General features: G+C 63.3%; 19 protein-coding genes. 13 read left to right on the top strand and 6 right to left on the bottom strand.

Annotated elements, in window-relative coordinates; translation table 11 throughout:
- Positions 1-142 precede the first annotated feature (142 nt).
- A complete protein-coding gene (locus tag J2X54_RS00005; protein WP_310176345.1) occupies positions 143-397 on the bottom strand; it encodes a hypothetical protein in 255 nt (84 codons plus the stop codon).
- Here J2X54_RS00005 and J2X54_RS00010 point away from each other — a divergent pair.
- From J2X54_RS00010 to J2X54_RS00055, 10 genes are all read left to right on the top strand, one after another.
- Positions 396-1,868, top strand: a complete 1,473-nt coding sequence (locus J2X54_RS00010) for a DUF4080 domain-containing protein (RefSeq protein WP_310176347.1) — start codon at positions 396-398, stop codon at positions 1,866-1,868. The two genes, J2X54_RS00005 and J2X54_RS00010, sit on opposite strands and share 2 nt — an antisense overlap.
- 90 nt (positions 1,869-1,958) lie before the next feature.
- Entirely contained in the window at positions 1,959-3,086 is a 1,128-nt protein-coding gene (locus J2X54_RS00015; RefSeq protein ID WP_070251612.1) for an ABC transporter permease, read from the top strand.
- Complete coding sequence (locus tag J2X54_RS00020) at positions 3,086-3,940, top strand: ABC transporter ATP-binding protein (RefSeq protein ID WP_070251613.1); 855 nt, start codon at positions 3,086-3,088, stop codon at positions 3,938-3,940. Before J2X54_RS00015 ends, J2X54_RS00020 begins: the two co-directional genes overlap by 1 nt.
- Positions 3,940-4,887: an MlaD family protein gene (locus J2X54_RS00025; RefSeq protein WP_310176353.1), complete on the top strand. Its 948-nt coding sequence runs from the start codon at positions 3,940-3,942 to the stop codon at positions 4,885-4,887. The genes J2X54_RS00020 and J2X54_RS00025 overlap by 1 nt, the downstream gene beginning before the upstream one ends.
- Positions 4,888-4,899: 12 nt before the next feature.
- Positions 4,900-5,502: an ABC-type transport auxiliary lipoprotein family protein gene (locus J2X54_RS00030; RefSeq protein WP_310176354.1), complete on the top strand. Its 603-nt coding sequence runs from the start codon at positions 4,900-4,902 to the stop codon at positions 5,500-5,502.
- Positions 5,502-6,815, top strand: coding sequence for a VanZ family protein (locus J2X54_RS00035; RefSeq protein WP_310176355.1), 1,314 nt, complete (start codon positions 5,502-5,504; stop codon positions 6,813-6,815). Before J2X54_RS00030 ends, J2X54_RS00035 begins: the two co-directional genes overlap by 1 nt.
- Positions 6,816-6,843: 28 nt before the next feature.
- Positions 6,844-7,161, top strand: a complete 318-nt coding sequence (locus J2X54_RS00040; protein ID WP_070251616.1) for a ferredoxin — start codon at positions 6,844-6,846, stop codon at positions 7,159-7,161.
- A gap of 14 nt (positions 7,162-7,175) precedes the next feature.
- A complete protein-coding gene (locus tag J2X54_RS00045; protein WP_310176356.1) occupies positions 7,176-7,838 on the top strand; it encodes a CocE/NonD family hydrolase in 663 nt (220 codons plus the stop codon).
- Between the two features lie 51 nt (positions 7,839-7,889).
- Entirely contained in the window at positions 7,890-9,035 is a 1,146-nt protein-coding gene (locus J2X54_RS00050) for a D-alanyl-D-alanine carboxypeptidase family protein (protein WP_070251618.1), read from the top strand.
- A gap of 169 nt (positions 9,036-9,204) precedes the next feature.
- Positions 9,205-10,113 carry an aldo/keto reductase gene (locus J2X54_RS00055; protein WP_310176359.1) on the top strand — a complete coding sequence of 303 codons (909 nt, stop codon included), beginning with the start codon at positions 9,205-9,207 and terminating at the stop codon, positions 10,111-10,113.
- 59 nt (positions 10,114-10,172) lie between these two features.
- Here the strand turns inward: J2X54_RS00055 and pssA are convergent, their stop codons facing one another.
- The gene (pssA, locus tag J2X54_RS00060) at positions 10,173-10,940 is read right to left on the bottom strand and encodes a CDP-diacylglycerol--serine O-phosphatidyltransferase (RefSeq protein ID WP_070251631.1); all 768 of its coding nucleotides are present in this window, start codon (positions 10,938-10,940) and stop codon (positions 10,173-10,175) included.
- A 210-nt stretch (positions 10,941-11,150) separates the two neighbouring features.
- Here pssA and J2X54_RS00065 point away from each other — a divergent pair, with 210 nt between their 5' ends.
- Positions 11,151-12,164 (top strand): CAP domain-containing protein, encoded by a 1,014-nt coding sequence (locus tag J2X54_RS00065; protein WP_310176361.1) that lies wholly within the window; start codon positions 11,151-11,153, stop codon positions 12,162-12,164.
- Between the two features lies 1 nt (position 12,165).
- The gene (locus J2X54_RS00070; RefSeq protein ID WP_310176363.1) at positions 12,166-12,861 is read left to right on the top strand and encodes an Hpt domain-containing protein; all 696 of its coding nucleotides are present in this window, start codon (positions 12,166-12,168) and stop codon (positions 12,859-12,861) included.
- Here J2X54_RS00070 and J2X54_RS00075 read toward each other — a convergent pair.
- Positions 12,851-13,075: a hypothetical protein gene (locus tag J2X54_RS00075; protein WP_310176365.1), complete on the bottom strand. Its 225-nt coding sequence runs from the start codon at positions 13,073-13,075 to the stop codon at positions 12,851-12,853. The genes J2X54_RS00070 and J2X54_RS00075 overlap by 11 nt on opposite strands.
- A gap of 252 nt (positions 13,076-13,327) precedes the next feature.
- Here J2X54_RS00075 and J2X54_RS00080 point away from each other — a divergent pair, with 252 nt between their 5' ends.
- The gene (locus J2X54_RS00080) at positions 13,328-14,266 is read left to right on the top strand and encodes an SMP-30/gluconolactonase/LRE family protein (protein ID WP_310176368.1); all 939 of its coding nucleotides are present in this window, start codon (positions 13,328-13,330) and stop codon (positions 14,264-14,266) included.
- Positions 14,267-14,268: 2 nt separating this feature from the next.
- On the opposite strand, the gene mnmE is transcribed toward J2X54_RS00080, so the two are convergent.
- From mnmE to yidD, 3 genes are all read right to left on the bottom strand, one after another.
- Positions 14,269-15,648 (bottom strand): tRNA uridine-5-carboxymethylaminomethyl(34) synthesis GTPase MnmE, encoded by a 1,380-nt coding sequence (mnmE, locus tag J2X54_RS00085; RefSeq protein ID WP_310176370.1) that lies wholly within the window; start codon positions 15,646-15,648, stop codon positions 14,269-14,271.
- 63 nt (positions 15,649-15,711) lie between these two features.
- Positions 15,712-17,475, bottom strand: coding sequence for a membrane protein insertase YidC (gene yidC / locus J2X54_RS00090; protein ID WP_310176372.1), 1,764 nt, complete (start codon positions 17,473-17,475; stop codon positions 15,712-15,714).
- Between the two features lie 10 nt (positions 17,476-17,485).
- Positions 17,486-17,749, bottom strand: a complete 264-nt coding sequence (gene yidD / locus J2X54_RS00095) for a membrane protein insertion efficiency factor YidD (protein ID WP_310176375.1) — start codon at positions 17,747-17,749, stop codon at positions 17,486-17,488.
- Positions 17,750-17,751 lie beyond the last annotated feature (2 nt).

A 17,751-nucleotide genomic window follows, 5' to 3' on the forward strand; every position in this document is an offset into this window, starting at 1 on the left:
GACGGGTCGCTCACTCAAAATACTGACAGGCCACTATTTTCATAGCGCCTATTTCATTACTTCTTGTGAACATTTGATATTTTAAGTATCACAGCGACTAGCGCTGTGTGCACTTTCATCAAACGTCCACACTTATCGACTGTTAATTTTTAAAGAACTTTGTTTGGTACTGCGTTTCGCTGCGATCGTTTTGTCTGCCGCGAAGAAGAAAGAGTATGAAGCGTTTAGCTTGTTTCGTCAACCTTCTTTTTCTTACTTTTCTTACCTTCGCTTCACTCTGCAACAGCTTGAAAAGCGTGCATTGTTCTGCGAGGGGGCGAATGATAGCAAAGGCCACTGGGGCTGACAAGGGCTGGCGAGGGTAAAATAACGGTTTATTCGATTTCCCTGCGCTCATGTCCATCCTGCTCACCACCCTCAACGCCCGCTACACCCACGCCTCGCTGGGTTTGCGCTACCTGTTAGCGAATATGGGCGAGCTGCAGGAGCAGACGCGCTTGCAGGAATTCGTCATCGGCGCCAAGACCACCGAGATCGTCGAACGTATCCTGGCGTATTCTCCGACAATCGTCGGCTTCGGCATCTATATATGGAATGTCGAGGAAAGCACCAAGGTCATCGCCATGCTCAAGCGCGTGGCGCCGCACGTGGTGGTGGTGCTCGGCGGCCCGGAGGTATCGTACGAATCGAACGAGCAGGAGATCGTCAAGATTTCCGACTACCTGATCACCGGCTGGGGCGACGTCACCTTCCCCAAGCTGTGCGGCGAGATTCTCAACGGCCCCAAGCCCCTGATGAAAACCCACGCGGGCGTGCAGCCGCCGATGGCCGAGATCAAGCTGCCCTACTCCTTGTATACAGACGACGACATCAAGAACCGCACCTTGTATGTCGAGGCGTCGCGCGGCTGCCCGTTCAAGTGCGAGTTTTGCCTGTCGGCGCTGGACAAGACGGCCTGGCCGTTCGCGCTCGACGCGTTCCTGGCCGAGATGGAGTCGCTCCATGCGCGCGGCGCCCGGCTGTTCAAGTTCGTCGACCGCACCTTCAACCTGAACATCAAGACCAGCCTGAAGATCATGCAGTTCTTCCTCGATAAGCTCGAGGCCAACCCCGACGACCCGGTGTATGCCCACTTCGAGCTGGTGCCCGACCACCTGCCCGACGCCCTCAAGGATGGCATCAGCAAGTTCCCGCACGGCGCGCTGCAGTTCGAGATCGGCATCCAGAGCTTCAATCCGGCGGTGCAGACGCTGGTGAGCCGCAAGCAGGACAACCAGAAGGCGGCCGACAACATCCGCTGGTTGACGGAGCAATCGCACGCCCACATGCACGTGGACCTGATCGCCGGCCTGCCCGGCGAGACAGTCGAGAGCTTTGCCGAAGGCTTTAACAAGCTGTGGGCGCTCAATCCGCACGAGATCCAGTTCGGCATCCTCAAGCGCCTGCGCGGCACACCGATCATCCGCCACACCCAGGAATACGGCTTGGTGTTCGACCCGTATGCGCCGTACACCATCCTGGCCAACCGCGATATCGACTTCGCCACCATGCAGCGGCTGGTGCGATTTGCCCGCTACTGGGACCTGGTGGCCAACTCGGGCCGCTTTACCCATACCCTGCCGGTGCTGCTGGGCGACGCGGCGTTCGAGCACTTCATGGCCTTTTCCGACTGGCTGTACGCCAATACCGACGCCACGCACCGGATTGCGCTCGAGCGGCTGGTGACGATGGTGGGCAAATACCTGCAGGTACGCGGCATGGACAAGCTCGAGGCCGAAGCGCTGCTGGCCAGCGATTACTCCGGTCCCAAGGCCAAGGTCGTGGAGACGCCAGCGCCCAAGCGCCAGGCGCGCCGGCTGGCGGCATAGTTCGCGCTGGTCTTTTGAGGGGTATGGCCAGCGCCCTTCAACGACGAACACAAGTGGCGGCGCAGACGAAAGTCCCTTAAACTGGCGGATATGCCTACTGCCCAAGAGCCTACCCTCACCCTCACCCCTGGCGCCGCCAACGGTCCGTCCATCGCGGCGGGCGGCACCTGGCAAGTCCACGCACTGGCACAGGGCAAGGCCATGGCCACCATCACCGGCATGCTCAAGTCGATCAAGGCCGATCAGCTGCGCTGGGACCTGAGCGCCATCGACAGCATGGACCACATCGGCGCCCAACTGCTCTGGAACGCCTGGGGCAAGGCCCGTCCCGCCAACTTGCACCTGGCGCCCGGCCAGGAAGAATTTTTCAACCGCCTCGAAGCCACCGGCAAGATCGAACTGCCCAACACCCGCCAGCACCGCCTGACGCTGGTGATGAAACTCGGCTTTGCGGTGATGCTGTTCTTCGAGCACATGACGGCGTTCATACGCCTGATCGGCCAGTTGACGCTCGATATCGGGCGCTTCATCCGGGCGCCGCAGCGCGGACCGTGGAAGGAGATCTCGGCCAATATCTTCCATGCCGGCTTCCAGGCGCTGGGCATCACGGCGCTGGTGGGTTTTTTGATCGGCGTGGTGTTCTCGTTTCTGTCGGCGCAGCAGCTGCGTAACTTCGGCGGCGACGTTTTCCTGGTCAACCTGCTGGGCATGAGCATCATCCGCGAACTGGGGCCCTTGCTGGCGGCGATCCTGGTCGCCGGCCGCTCCGGCTCCTCGATCACCGCCCAGCTGGGCGTGATGCGCGTCACCGAGGAACTCGACGCCATGCTGGTGATGGGCATCTCGCACGGCTTCCGCCTGATCATGCCCAAGGTGCTGGCGCTCGCGATTGCCATGCCGCTGCTGGTGATCTGGACCGACGCGGTGGCGCTGATCGGCGGCATGATCTCGGCCAAGGTGGAGCTGAACCTGTCGCCCCAGTACTTCCTGCTGAAACTGCCGGAGGCGGTCCCGCTGGCCAACTACATGATCGGCATCGGCAAGGGCGTGGTGTTCGGCGTGCTGATCGCGCTGGTGTCGTGCCACTTCGGCCTGCGCATCAAGCCGAATACCGAGAGCCTGGGGCGCGGCACCACCACCTCGGTGGTCACCGCGATCACGGCCGTGATCCTGGCCGACGCCGTGTTTGCGATTGTCTTCTCGGGCGTGGGGTTCTGATGGCTGATCAAGTGAACGACCAGGATAATAGCTGCGGCCCAGGCACAGGCGAACTGACCCTGGACGGCAGCGTACCGATCGTCGACATCAACGGCCTGTGGACCAAGTATGGCCGCACCGTGGTGCACCAGGACCTCAACCTCGAGATCGAACAGGGCGAGATCATGTCCATCGTCGGCGGCTCGGGCACCGGCAAGACCACCTTGCTGCGCCAGATGCTGGGGCTGGAGCGTCCCGCGCGCGGGTGCGTGAAGGTTTTCGGCGAAGATATCAGCGAAATCAACGCCGAGCAGTTGCAGCAGTTGCGCAACCACTGGGGCATGTTGTTCCAGCAAGGTGCGCTGTATTCGGCGCTGACGGTGTTCGAGAACATCGCCCAGCCGATGCGCGAACTGAAGGTGCTGCCCGAAGACCTGGTGCGCGACGCCGTGCTGCTGAAGATGAACATGGTGGGACTGGGACCGGAACAAGCGAACAAGATGCCATCCGACCTGTCGGGCGGCATGGTCAAGCGGGTGGCGCTGGCGCGGGCGCTGGCCCTGGAGCCGAAACTGCTGTTCCTCGACGAACCCACGGCCGGCCTCGACCCCGACCTGTCCGAAGCGTTCGTGGCGCTGATCAAGTCGCTGCACCGCGAGCTGGGACTGACGGTGGTGATGGTCACGCACGACCTGGACACGCTGTTCGCGCTGTCCACCCGCATCGCCGTACTGGCTGAAAAACACGTGATCGCCCTCGGGCCGCTGCAGGACCTGCTCAAGGTCGATCACCCCTTCATCAAGGAGTTCTTCCTTGGCGACCGCGGACGCCGCGCGCTGGAAGCACTCGATGAGAAGACCAACAAGGAAACCTGATGGAAAACCGATCGCATGCACTGACCACCGGCTTCTTTACGATCACATTGCTGATCGCGGCCATTTTGTTCGGCCTCTGGTTCAACCAGGACCGCGTGGAGCGCGTGCCCTACGTGATCGCCACGACCCAGTCGGTGCCGGGTCTGAACCCGCAGGCGCCGGTGCGCTATCGCGGCCTGGAAGTGGGTAAAGTGGGCAGCATCGCTTTCGATCCGCAAATGGCCGGGCAGATCCTGGTCACCCTCAATATCAATACCGACGCGCCGATCACCCGCACCACGTTTGCCACCCTGGGCTACCAGGGCGTGACCGGCATCGCCTTCATCTCGCTCGACGACGAAAAAACCGGCTCGCCGCTGCTGGCCACCAATACCGACCACCCGGCCCGCATTCCGCTGCGCCAGGGCTTCCTCGACCAGGTGGAAAAGCGCGGCCGCGAAATCCTCACCCAGACCGAAGAAGTCACACGTCGCCTGAACACCCTGCTCAGCCCCGAGAACCAGAAGATCATGCTGGCCGCCTTTGCCGACGTGAGCACCACCGCCAACAAGTATCGCGACCTGCCTGAAAAGCTCGAACCGACCATTGCCAAGCTGCCGGCGCTGGCCAACCATGCGCAAAGCACGCTCGACTCGTTCAATGCGCTGGCCACCGACCTCAATCGCCTGAGCAACAGCCTGCAGGCACCCGACGGCCCGATCCAGCGCGTGAGCGATTCGGTCGAGCGCATCACCACCTCGGTGGAATCGGTAGCGGGCGGCATCGAAATGGACACGCTGCCGCAGGTCAATTCGCTGTCGGACGACACCCGCGCCTCGATGCGCGCCGTACGCCGTACCATGAACAAGATTAACGATCGTCCGCAAAGCCTGATCTTCGGCGCGCCCGGCATTCCGCCCGGCCCTGGTGAAGAGGGCTTCGCTGCACCGATTGCACCGGCCAAATAAGGATCACCCGTCATGACCAACCTGCGCAACCGTTTTGCCATCGCCGCCCTGGCGGTCCTGCTGGGCGCGTGCGCCAGCAAGGGCCCTACCCAGGCCCACTTCGATTTCGGCCCGCTGCCGCAGCCGGCTGCTGTGACGGCCGCCAGCATCGCGCCCATCATCGTGGCCGACATGACCGGGCCGGCATCGCTCGACTCGGAGCGCATGCATTACCGCCTGCTGTACGCCGATGCGCGCCAACAGCGCCCGTACGCCTACAACCAGTGGACCGCCACCCCGCTGCAGCTGATGACCCAGCGCCTGAAGGCACGCATCGCCCAGGCTGGCGTAAAGGTGCTGTCCACCACCGATGCGGCAACTGGCGCCATGCTGCTGCGCACGGAGCTCGACGACTTCGCCCATAACTTCGAGAGCGCCACCGCCAGCGGCGGCACCATCACCTTGCGCGCCTCGGTGTTCTCGGCGCACAAGCTGGTGGACCAGAAGAGCTTTACCCGCAGCGTCCCAGCGCCCACGGCGGACGCCGCCGGCGGCGCGCGCGCACTGGCCGATGCCGCCGACGCGCTGTCGGGCGATGTGCTGACCTGGCTGGCAACCCTGCCGGCGCCGAAATAATGACGGAGCGACCGCCGGCGCCTGCGCCTGCGCCTGACGCAGCAACTGCGTCACCGGCAGCTGCCGCTGCAGCGACAGCCACCTCCATTGCGGATCCAGTCCTCGCTCCAACCGATGCCACTGCACCGATCATCAAACGTGGCCGACGCGGTCGCCGGGCCAAGCAGCCCAAGCCCCTCCCTACCCCAGCGAGCAAATCGTCGCCACTGGCCCGCGCCGCCTTCCTGGCCTACCTGCTGCTGATTATCTACGCCAGCTGGTTCCCGTTCTCTGGCTGGCAGAACCAGGGCCTGTCGCCGTGGATCTTCCTCGAAACCTACAGCATGCCGCGGTACTGGACCAAGTTCGACGCCATCACCAACGTCATCGGCTACATCCCGCTCGGCACCCTGCTGGTCTATGCGCTGTACCCGCACGTGCGCAAGTTTTTCGCGTTCCTGATCGGCGCCACGGCCGGGGTACTGGTGTCGGGCACGATGGAGGCGGTGCAGACGTTTTTGCCGTCGCGGGTGTCGTCCAACCTCGACTTCTGGACCAATTCCGCCGGCTGCACGGTGGGCGCGCTGATCGGCGTGCTGACCGTGCGCCGCCTGCTCGACCGCAGCCAGTTGCAGCGCCTGCGCCAGGCGTGGTTTGCGCCGCACGCCAGCCAGGGCCTGGTGCTGCTGGCGCTGTGGCCGCTGGCGCAGATCTATCCGCAAAACTTCCTGTTCGGCCTGGGCCAGATCCTGCCGATCCTGTCGGACTGGCTGTCGTGGGCGGCGGACGCCGAGATCGACCTGGCCAGCTATATCCGCCCGGACGTGGTGCTCACGGTGGAGCAGTACTGGCTGTCGGAGACCATCATCACCGCCTGCGGCATGGTGGGCGCGTCGTTGACGCTGCTGTGCCTGCTGCGCAAGCCGTCTCCTCGCGCGCTGCTGGTCTCGGCCATGATCGCCAGCGCCATCCTGGTCAAGGCGCTGGCCTCGGCGCTGCTGTTCGCGCCGGAAAATGCCTTCGTGTGGGTGACGCCCGGCGCCGAAGGCGGCTTTTTGATCGGCGCCATCATGCTGGCGGGCCTGGGCTTTGCCCCGCACGCGGCGCAGCGGCGCGTGGCGGTGATTACGCTGCTGCTGGCCCTGGTGATCATCAACACCACGCCCGCCAACCCGTACTTCGTGGCGACTTTGCAAACATGGGTGCAGGGCAAGTTCCTGAACTTCAACGGCGCGGCGCAATTCCTTGCCCTGCTGTGGCCGTTCTTTGCGATCTGGTTCCTGTGGCTGCCGTCCCATAAGCTCAACGCCGCCGGCCAAGGGCGGGTATCATAATGAATTACGCCCAACCCGAGATACAGCCATGAGCGACACGCCATATTTCAAGCACCACGTTTTTTTCTGCATGAACAAGCGCGATGACGGCCGCAACAGCTGCGGCGACCACGGCGCCGAGACTGCGCAAAAACACGCCAAAAAACGCTGCAAGGAGCTGGGCATCAACGGCCACGGCAAGGTGCGTATCAACCAGGCCGGCTGCCTGGACCGTTGCGAAGAAGGCCCGGTGCTGGTGGTCTATCCGGAAGGCACCTGGTACACCTACGTGGACAAGGAAGATATCGATGAAATCATCGATAGCCATATCGTCGGCGGCAAGGTCGTCGACCGTCTGAAAATCTGATTACTGTAACCACCATGACCGTAGAAAAATTCACCCTGGCCGGCGCCGCCGGCATCATCGAAGGCGTACTCGACCATCCTGAAGGCGCACCACGCGGCATCGCCCTGGTGGCCCACCCCCACCCGTTGTTCGGCGGCACCATGGACAACAAGGTGGCGGTCACGCTGATGCGCACCTTCGTCAAGCTCGGCTACGTGGTGGCGCGGATCAATTTCCGTGGCGTGGGCAAGTCCGAAGGCGTGCACGATCACGGCCAGGGCGAAACCGACGACATGGCCCAGGTACACGGCTGGATGGTGGAAAAGTTCCCGGGCCTGCCGGTGGCGCTGTCGGGCTTTTCGTTCGGCACCTATGTGCAGTCGCAGCTGGGCCAGCGTCTGCTTGCCGCCGGTACTCCGGCCGAGCGCCTGGTGCTGGTGGGCGCGGCCGCCAAAAAATGGCAAATGGCCGACATTCCGGCCGACACCATCCTGATCCACGGCGAGAACGACGATACGATCCCGCTGGTGGACGTGCTCGAATGGGTGCGTCCGCAAGATATACCGGTGCTGGTGATTCCCGGCGCCGACCACTTCTTCCACCGCAAGCTGCACCATATCAAGGGCTGGGTTACCCAGCTGTGGCGCCGCCCTGGCGATGTTGCCGACTTGGAAACGGACGGAACCCCGGCAGACTAAGCTTTTATAATGTCTGCTGCTTTTTTTTTAACTCTACACCGAACACCGCCCATGAAAAAATTTATCGCGGCACTGGCCACCAGTGTGCTGATGCTCTCCGCCGCTGTGGCTCAAACCCTGCCGCCACCGACCATTGCCGCCAAGTCGTGGCTGTTGCTGGACGCCACCAGCGGCCAGATCATCGCCTCGCAAGACCCCAACCTGCGTATCGAGCCTGCTTCGCTCACCAAGATCATGACCGCCTACGTGACGTTTGCCGCGCTGCGCGACAAGAAGATTACGCTGAACCAGATGGTCAACGTGTCCACCCGCGCCTGGAAGGTCGATTCGAGCAGCTCGAAGATGTTCATCGATCCGGCCACGCCGGTCAGCATCAGCGACCTGCTGCACGGTTTGATGATTCAGTCGGGTAACGATGCCGCCGTGGCGCTGGCCGAAGCGGTCGCCGGCGACGAGTCCGCTTTCGTGGTGATGATGAACAAGGAAGCCGAGCGCATGGGCCTCAAGTCCACCCGCTTTGCCAACCCGCACGGTCTGCCGAGCCCGGACAACTACTCCACCGCGCAAGACCTGTCGGTGCTGGCCAAGCGCGTGATCCTCGACTTCCCCGAGTTCTACAAGATCGACTCGGTCAAGAGCTTTACCTACAACAAGATCACCCAGCAGAACCGCAACCGCCTGCTGTGGCTCGATCCTACCGTGGACGGCATGAAGACCGGCCACACCGAAGCTGCCGGCTACTGCATGATCGCCTCGGCGCGCCGTCCGAACGGCACCGGCGAACGCCGCCTGATCACCGTGGTGCTGGGCACCAACTCCGATTCCACCCGTACCCAGGAGAGCCAGAAGCTGCTCAACTGGGGCTTCCAGAACTTCGACACGGTCAAGCTGTACTCGAAGGGCCAGGCAATTGCCACGCCAGAAATCTGGAAAGGCTCGAAGAACGAAGTCAAGATCGGCTTTACCAACGACGTGCTGGTCACGGTGCCGAAGGGCGTCGCTGCCAAGCTGAAACCTGTGCTCGAACGCAAGGACCCGCTGGTCGCACCGCTGGCGCAGAACAGCCGCGTCGGCTCGCTGAAGATGATGGTCGATGGCAAGCCACTGCTCGACTTGCCGGTCGTGGCGCTGGAGACCGTGGAAGAAGCCTCGATCTTCGGCCGCGCCTGGGATTCGATCCGTCTCTGGATGAAGTAATGTAGCACCGCTCTACCGTTCTATGGATCCCCGCGTGCGCGGGGATGACGGAGCAAAGGGCAGCGGGAACGCAAACTCTTACACTGCCCTGGAAGCCGTCATCCTCGCGCAAGCGGGGATCCATAGACACTCTGCAAACCTGACCGTATCCCGCCTCCAGAAAGCCGCCATGTCCCACACCTGCCCCGCCATCACCACCAGCTCCAACGGCCTGTCCCTGTCGCGCATCGTGGCCGGCATGTGGCGCATGAATGAATGGGGTATGTCGCCGCAGCAGCGACTGGCCCTGATCGAACAATGCCTGGAACTGGGCGTGACCAGCTTCGACCACGCCGACATCTACGGCGGCTACGCGGTGGAAGCCACCTTCGGCGAGGCGCTGGCCCTGAAACCGTCGCTGCGCCAACAGATGCAACTGGTGAGCAAGTGCGGCATCAAGCTGGTCAGCGCTGCGCGGCCGGAGCACACGATCCAGCACTACGACACCAGCGCCAGCCACATCATCGCCTCGGCCGAGCATTCGCTGCGCCAGCTGGGCACCGATTACCTCGACCTGCTGCTGATCCACCGTCCCGATCCGTTGATGAATTTCGACGAGATCGCCGGCGCCTTTGCGCGGCTGCGCCAGGATGGCAAGGTCAGGCACTTTGGTGTCTCCAATTTTTCGCGCCACCAGTTCGAATCACTGAATCGCCGCATCGCGCTGGCCACCAACCAGGTCGAGTTTTCGCCATTGTCGCTGGCGCCGATGTTCGACGACACCTTCGACGGCCTGCAAGACCTGGGCGTGGCGCCGATGATCTGGTCGCCGCTGGCCGGCGGACGCGTGTTCAGCAGCGACGAGCCGGCAGCCCTGCGCGTGCGCGCCAAGGTGGCGGCGGTGGCCGAGGCGTTGCAACAGCCGTTCAGCAGCGTGGTGTTCGCCTGGATCATGCAGCTGCCGTGCCGGCCGATCGGGCTGACCGGCTCGGGCCGTATCGAGGCGATTGCCGAGGCGGTACAGGCCACGCAGTTCAGCCTGTCGCGCACGCAGTGGTTCGAGATCCTGCGCGCCGCGCGCGGGCACGAAGTGGCTTAAGTCAGGACCTCGAGAACCGTAACGAGCGATAGCGGGCCGCGCAGTAGGTTATCGAGATCCTAGAGAATGTCTTCGTCTTTGTAGATGACCGGCGGGGCAATGCCGGTCCAGCCGGTGCGCCAGGCCAGGTTCAACGCCAGCGTGCCGACGATGTACACCAGGAAGAACAGCACGAAATAGGTGAACTGCAACCACACCAGCAGTCCCACGTTCACCAGCAGCACCGCTACCAGGCCCGCGCTCATTTTCTGCTTGGAGCTCGGGAAGCGCACGGTGGACACCATCAAGCTCCCGACCAGGAACAGCAGCGCCACGATCCCTGCCGCGTGCAGGATGGTGGTCGGCCGCTCGGGCCAGGCCACCACCACGGCCGCCACGCAGGCGGCGCCGGCGGTGATCGGCATGCCGACGAAGTAGCGCGGGTCGGTGCGGCCCACGCTGACATTGAAGCGCGCCAGCCGCAAGGCCCCGCACGCCACAAAGAAGAAGCTGGCGATGCCGCCGGCGCGCAATAACGTTTGCGAGTCCAGCCCCACGTGAACGAAACCGTAGCAATACAGCAGCAGTCCAGGGGCGCAGCCGAAGTTCATCACGTCGGCGATCGAATCGAGCTGCATGCCGAATTCGGACTGGGTATTGGTGGCGCGCGCCACGAAGCCGTCGAGCGCGTCGAACACGCCGGCCAGCACCAGCAGCACGGCGGCCAGGCGGTAATCGGCAGGATCGCCGACCATGGCGTTATCGACCGAAATGACGATGCTGCCGAAGCCGCAGGCGATCGACATCAGGGTCACCAGGCTGGGCAGGGCGAATTTGGCGCGGCGCATGCGCGCCTGGTTGGTAGGTTTCAACTGGTAATCCGAAAATGCCGGCAAGCGGCGGGTCAGGCGCAAGCTTACCATTGTCGATGTCGGGTGCGGCATCCGGCACGCTGCCGGGCACGCGCTTCAAGCGCAAATCGCGTGCTTTGCGTGGGAAATCTGGCATAGAATCAGCGGTGCAGGTCCGCATCGACGGGCCACTTCAGGAGTATTGTCATGCTGTCCATCCCGCGCCCGTCGCTGTCCCTGTCTTCGTCCTCCGCCCTGCTGGCGTCCGCCGTATTTGCCGCGCTACTGGCCGGTTGCGGTGGTGGCGGTGGTGGTAGCAACAGCGAGAGCAGCAGCCCCGGCACGGTTGCGACCAACCCGCAGGGGCAGACCGGCACACCCACCACACCGGTGCCGCCGCCTATCGCCCCTGCCCTCACCGGCAACACCGCTACCGACGGCTTCAACTGGTTCAACTACCGGCGCGGCATGATGGGACTGTCCGCACTCAGCCGCAACACCACCATCGATACGGCGGCATTGGGGCATTCGCAATATTTGCGGCTCAATAACACTGTATCGCACGACCAGCTGGCCGGCCGGCCCGGCTTTACCGGTTTGAAACTCACCGACCGCCTGGCTGCGGCCGGCTATACGTTGGGCGGTCGCTGGGCCGCCGGCGAAGTCATTTCGGCCGCAAGCAATACCTCGGGCCAATACCACGCTGACGAACTGATCGCGGCGATCTACCACCGCTTCGTGATTTTCGAGCCGGTGTTCAAGGAAGTCGGCACCGGCGCTGTGACCTCCAACGGCACCTACACTTATTTCACCGCCGACCTCACCGCCAACAACGGCCTGGGCGTGGGCCTGGGCGTGGGCAAGATCGCGGTCTACCCGGTGGCCGGCCAGACCGCCGTCCCCACCAATTTCTTCAGCAACCAGGAAGAACCCGATCCGGTCCCCAACCAGGATGAAGTCGGCTATCCGATCAGCGTGCATGCCGACAGTGGGCGTGCCGGCGGTGACCTGACCGTGCAAAGTTTCACCGTGGCCCCACGCGGCGGCGCAGCCCTCACCACGCGCCTGCTCAGCCGCGCCACCGATGCGTCCACCGGCGCCTCGGTCGCCGCCATCGTCCCGCTTACTGTTCTGCGCGGCAACACTACCTACGATGTCAGCTTCCGCGGTGCCGTGCACGGGGTGGCGGTGTCGCAGGACTGGTCTTTCACTACCCGCTGAGATGACAGCCGCCAACCCTGCCGTAGCCCCGGTACTGGAGGTCGAGACCGGCCTGCAGCAACTGATGGGCGACCACGACCTGTACCGCCAGATCCTGCGCCGGTTTCGCCAGCGCTACCAGGATAGCGCCGAGCAGGCCCGCACCGAGCTACTGGCCGGCGACATCGTCTCGGCCCAGCGCACCGTCCACACACTCAAGGGCGCGGCCGGCATGATCGGCGCGCAGCAGCTGTACCAACTGTCGATGGCGCTCGAACCGCTGTTCGCCGGCCCGCCCGCCCCTTGCATCGGCCCGCTGGCGCAGCTGGAACTGGCCGTGCGCGCGCTGATGGTGGCGATCGATGCGGAACTGGCTGACGCGCTCGTGGCGCCTGCTACGGCTGCTGCTGCGACTGCGACTGCGGCTGCTGCGACTGCGGCTGTTGCGCCTGCTGCGACCGCTGCTAAGGCTGCGATGACCGGCGCCACGGCGGCGGCCGGCCCCCCACCCGAAATAGGCCCGCTGGTCAAACACCTGGCGCGGCTGCTGGAGGAAGGCGACGGCGCCGCCATCGACGTGCTGGAGCAGTCGGCCAGCGTACTGGCGGCGGGACTGGGCGAGGAGGCATTTCAGGAAGTGACGGAAGCTGCGCACCAGTTCGATTTCGAAGCGGCGCTGGCGATACTGGGAATGGCGCAGGAAAAACTCAGCGCGTAAATTCCTTTTCTTCGTCGAAGGCGTCGGCGCACTCCTTGTCGCAGAAGCGGCGCACATTGTCGAGCGGCCGGTCGCAGTACCAGCAAGCTCCCTTCGGCGGCAGTGCCTGCCGCGTCCGCGCGGTCATGGCGGTTCCTGTTGCTGGCGCGGACGCGGTGGCAGTGGCGCTGGCACCCGCGCCGTCGTCCGGTACGCTATCTTGTGTCGGTTCCACGATCCCTCCCAGTCAGGCAGTGCTCAGGCTTGCAAGATTACTTTAGTGGAATATTTTCACCCATGACAATGCGCAAGGTGAGGTACATTCAGGCAGTATGCGACCGGTAAATCATAGCAGGATAGTTGCGGAGGTTATACAGGTTGCGATGGCAAAAACCGGCCGTCCAGGGTCCCTCATAGGGAAGAAATATTTTTTAATGAAAACGTTGGAAATGATAGTCGCCAACGTACGACAACAGGAACAATGCCCATGAAGTTACGCCACCTCTTCCTCAGCCTGGCCGCTGCACTCTCGACCTCTTACGCCATGGCCACGCCGGCCACTTGCCAAGGCAACGCGCCCGTCGGCGACCTGACCGCTACCCGTATTGCCGCCGCCAACGTCACCGGCGAAGGCCAAGGGCTGTACGAGGGACCGGTCTGGATAGGCGATGCGCTGTACTTCTCGCACTTCACGTTCGGCCCCGGCTTCCCGTCGCGCATCCTCAAGCTCGACGCCAGCGGCAGGGTCAGCACCGCGATTGCCGACAGCGGCAGCAACGGCCTGGCGGTCGATGCCAAGGGCGACATCGTGGCCGGCACCCACAAGTACAAGAGCGTCTCGCGCTTCACCCCGGGCGGCCAGCGCAGCGACGTCGCTGGCAAATACAACGGCCAGGTGTTCAACTCGCCCAACGACCTGGCCATCGCCGCCGATGGCACCATCTACTTCAGCGACCCCGACTTCCAGCGCGACGCCGCCCCCGGCGGCCAGGACAAGACCCGCGTCTATCGGGTGGCGCCCGATGGCGCGGTGACGGTGGTGGAAGACGGGCTGGTCAATCCGAATGGCGTCTCGCTGTCGCCTGCCGGCGATGTGCTGTACGTAAACGGCATGCAAGGCAAACAGGGCGTACTGCGCGCCTACCCCATCGTCAACGGCAAGCCGCAACAGGGACGCGACCTGGTCAAAGGACTGGGCGTCCCTGATGGCATGGCCGTGGACTGCCAGGGCAATCTCTACGTGACGGAACACACCGATCAACGCTTGCGCGTGTTCACCCCGGCCGGCAAGCAGATCGCCACCATCCACGTCGATGCGAACGTGACCAACGCGGCGTTCGGCGGTGCCGACGGCAAGACCTTGTACATCACCGGCGCGGGCGCGGTGTGGCAGTTGCGGATGGGAATTATCGGCGCGCCGTACTGATTTTACTTGCCGATACAGAACCGCCCAAAAATCACCCCAAGCAAATCATCGGACGAAAACTCGCCGGTGATGCTCGAGAGCTGCACCTGCGCCAGGCGCAGTTCTTCGGCGAACAAGTCAAGCGACTGGTCGTTCTGCGCCGCGTGCTCACCGGCACGGGCCAGGTGGGCGCCGGCGTTTTTCAACGCGATCAAGTGGCGTTCGCGCGCCAGGTACAGCGACTCTCCGGTCTGCTGCCAGCCGGCGATGCGCAGCAGTTCGGCGCGCAGCAAGTCGACCCCGGTTTTTTCGTTGGCCGACAAATACACGTGGGTGGCATCCGGCATCACGTCCGCGCTCGGCTTGTGGCCCGACAGATCGATCTTGTTCCAGATGCGCAGCACCGGCACGCCGTCCGGGAAGGCCGCGACGATGTCTTCGTCGGCGCGGGTGGGGCCGTGCGCGGCGTCCAATAAATGCAGGATCACGTCGGCCTTGCCCACCTCGCCCCAGGTGCGCTCGATGCCGATGCGCTCGACCACGTCCACCGCCTCGTCATCGTTGCGGATGCCGGCCGTGTCGATGATATTCAAAGGAATGCCTTCGATCTGGATGGTTTCTGTCACCTTGTCGCGCGTGGTGCCAGCGATCGGGGTGACGATGGCCACGTCGTTGCCGGCCAGCGCGTTGAGCAGCGAAGATTTACCGACGTTGGGCTGGCCCACCAGCACCACGTTCAACCCCTCGCGCAGCAGCGCGCCTTGCGCAGCCTGGCGGAACACGGTTTCCAGGGCGGTGACGATGCCGGCCAGCTGGCCGCGCGCATCCGACTTTTCCAGAAAATCGATTTCTTCTTCCGGGAAGTCCAGCGTGGCTTCCACCAGCATGCGCAAGTTGGTCACACCGCCGACCAGGTCATTGACGGTGCGCGAGAACGCACCCGACAGCGACTGCGACGCCGACTTGGCCGCCGCCTCGGTCGAGGCGTCGATCAGGTCGGCCACGGCCTCGGCCTGGGCCAGGTCGAGCTTGTCGTTGAGGTAGGCGCGGCGGGTGAATTCGCCCGGCTCGGCCAGGCGCAGTCCAAGGTCCGCGCCGGCTTCCAGCACGCGCGCCAGCAGCATCTGCAGCACGACCGGGCCGCCGTGGCCTTGCAGTTCCAGTACATCTTCCCCGGTATACGAATTCGGGCCACGGAACCAGATGGCGATGCCTTGGTCGATGATGGCGCCGTCAGCCTGCTTGAACGGGATGTAGGTGGCGTGGCGCGGCTGCAAGGTGGCAGCGCCGAACAGCGCGGCGATCAGCGGTTGCAGGTTCTTGCCGGAGGCGCGCACCACGCCGATGCCGCCGCGTCCGGGTGCGGTGGCGATGGCGGCGATGGGGGAAGAGTCGAGGTTCATGGTGTCAATTGTAGAGGATTGAAAAAAACCCGCGATCAACGCGGGTTTTTCAGGGGTCGGAACTTACGCCTTGGCGGGAACCGGCACCGAGTACTTCTTGGTGATCACCCACTGCTGGGCAATCGACAGCACGTTATTGACGACCCAGTACAGCACCAGGCCGGACGGGAAGACAAAGAACATCACCGAGAACACCAGCGGCATGAACAGCATGATCTTCGCTTGCATCGGATCGGCAGGCGCCGGGTTCAGCTTGGTGGTGATGAACATCGAAATCGCGTACAGCACCGGCAGGATGCCGAACGGGTCATGTTGCGACAGGTCGGTGATCCAGCCGATCCACGGCGCGCCGCGCACTTCCACGGCCGCTTGCAGCACGTAGTACAGCGAGATGAACACCGGCATCTGGATCAGGATCGGCAGGCAGCCGCCCAGCGGGTTGATCTTCTCGGTCTTGTACAGCTCCATGGTGGCCTGGTTCATCTTGGCCGGATCACCCTTGTAACGCTCGCGGATGGCCTGGATTTTCGGCGTCACCAGCTTGATCTTGGCCATGCTCTTGTAACCGGCTGCGGACAGCGGGAAGAACAGCAGCTTGATCAGGATGGTAAAGGCGATGATGGTCCAGCCCCAGTTGCCGAGCACGGCGTGGATGTGTTCCATGACCCAGAACATCGGCTTGGCGATGATGGCCAGCCAGCCGTAGTCCTTCACCAGCTCCAGGCCAGGCGTGACCGGCTCGAGCAGCTTGGAAATTTGCGGACCCGAGAACAGGCGCGCGTTATTGCTGATGGTGGCGCCCGGCGCCAGGGCACCGAGCGGCTGCTTGATGCCGATGCCGTACAGGTTGGTATCGATCTTCTCGGTGACGATTTCGTGCATCTGCTTGTCTTGCGGGATGAACGCCGAGACAAAGAAGTGCTGCGAAATGGCGATCCAGCCGTTGTCGGCGTGGGTCACGTGGTCCTGCACCATCGGCTTGCCGGTCTTCTGGGCTTCCTTGGCTTCTTTTTCCAGCGTGTCGAACTTCAGCTTCTCGTACTTGTTCTCGGCCGTGTACATGGTCGGGCCGGTGTAGCTGCTGCTGAAGAACGAATCGGTCGCCGGCTTGTTGCCGTCGTGGACCAAACGCATGTACAGGGTCGGATTGACAGGGGCGGTACCGGTGTTGGTGACGTCGTGTCGCACGTCAACGACGTAATCGCCGCGCTTGAAGGTAAAGGTCTTGGTCAGCTTGACGCCGCCCGATTCCGATTCCAGCACCAGTTGCACCTGGTTGGCGCCGTTGAGCATGCGTGCGCCAGGCTTGGCGATGAACGGGCTGGTGTGATTCGGCGCGCCAGGGGCGTTGATCAGGCCGGTCTGGCCCAGGTAAGTTTTGTTGGTGCTGGCGTCGATGTCGAACAGCACGACGTTCTTGCCGTTGTCACCAGGCTGGCACCATTTGAACCAGCCGAAGCAGCCGTTGAACCAGCCTGGATGGCTGTTTTCTTTGAAATTCAGCAGTTCCAGGCGACGAATGACGCCGCCCTGGGTGTCGATGTCGGCCCGGACCACGTCGGTGGTAACGGTGATGAGCTCGCTCTTGAACGGCGCAGCGGCGCCGTCGGCAGCAGCAGCTCCGGGCAAGGCGCCGGCAGTGGCGGTGGCATTGGCGGCAGCGGTGGCAGACTCGGATTTCTTGGCGTCGGCAACGGGCGCGGTCTTGGCCGGCGGTTGCGGTGCGAACATGGACGGATGGCCGGTCGACACCATCCAGTTGTTCCACAGAACGACCAGTGACACGGCGAAGACGATCCACAAAATGGTACGTTTATTGATATCCATTAGGTACTTATCAGGAGTGGTTGCAACCGCAAGCGGTCGATGAAGAAGATGTCGGGTCGGCCGGCGGCGGCACCGGATCGAAGCCACCCTCGTTCCAGGGGTGACAGCGGCACACACGTTTGGCAGCGAGCAGGCTGCCCTTGGCGGCGCCATGCAGCTGCAGCGCTTCCAACGCGTAATTCGAGCAACTCGGATAAAAGCGGCAACGCGGACCCAGCAGTGGACTGATGGTCAACTGGTAGGTGCGCAGCAGGAAGCGAAGCAGACGGGTCATGG

It is taken from the genome of Duganella sp. 3397, assembly GCF_031456625.1.
Lineage (GTDB): Bacteria > Pseudomonadota > Gammaproteobacteria > Burkholderiales > Burkholderiaceae_D > Rugamonas > Rugamonas phyllosphaerae.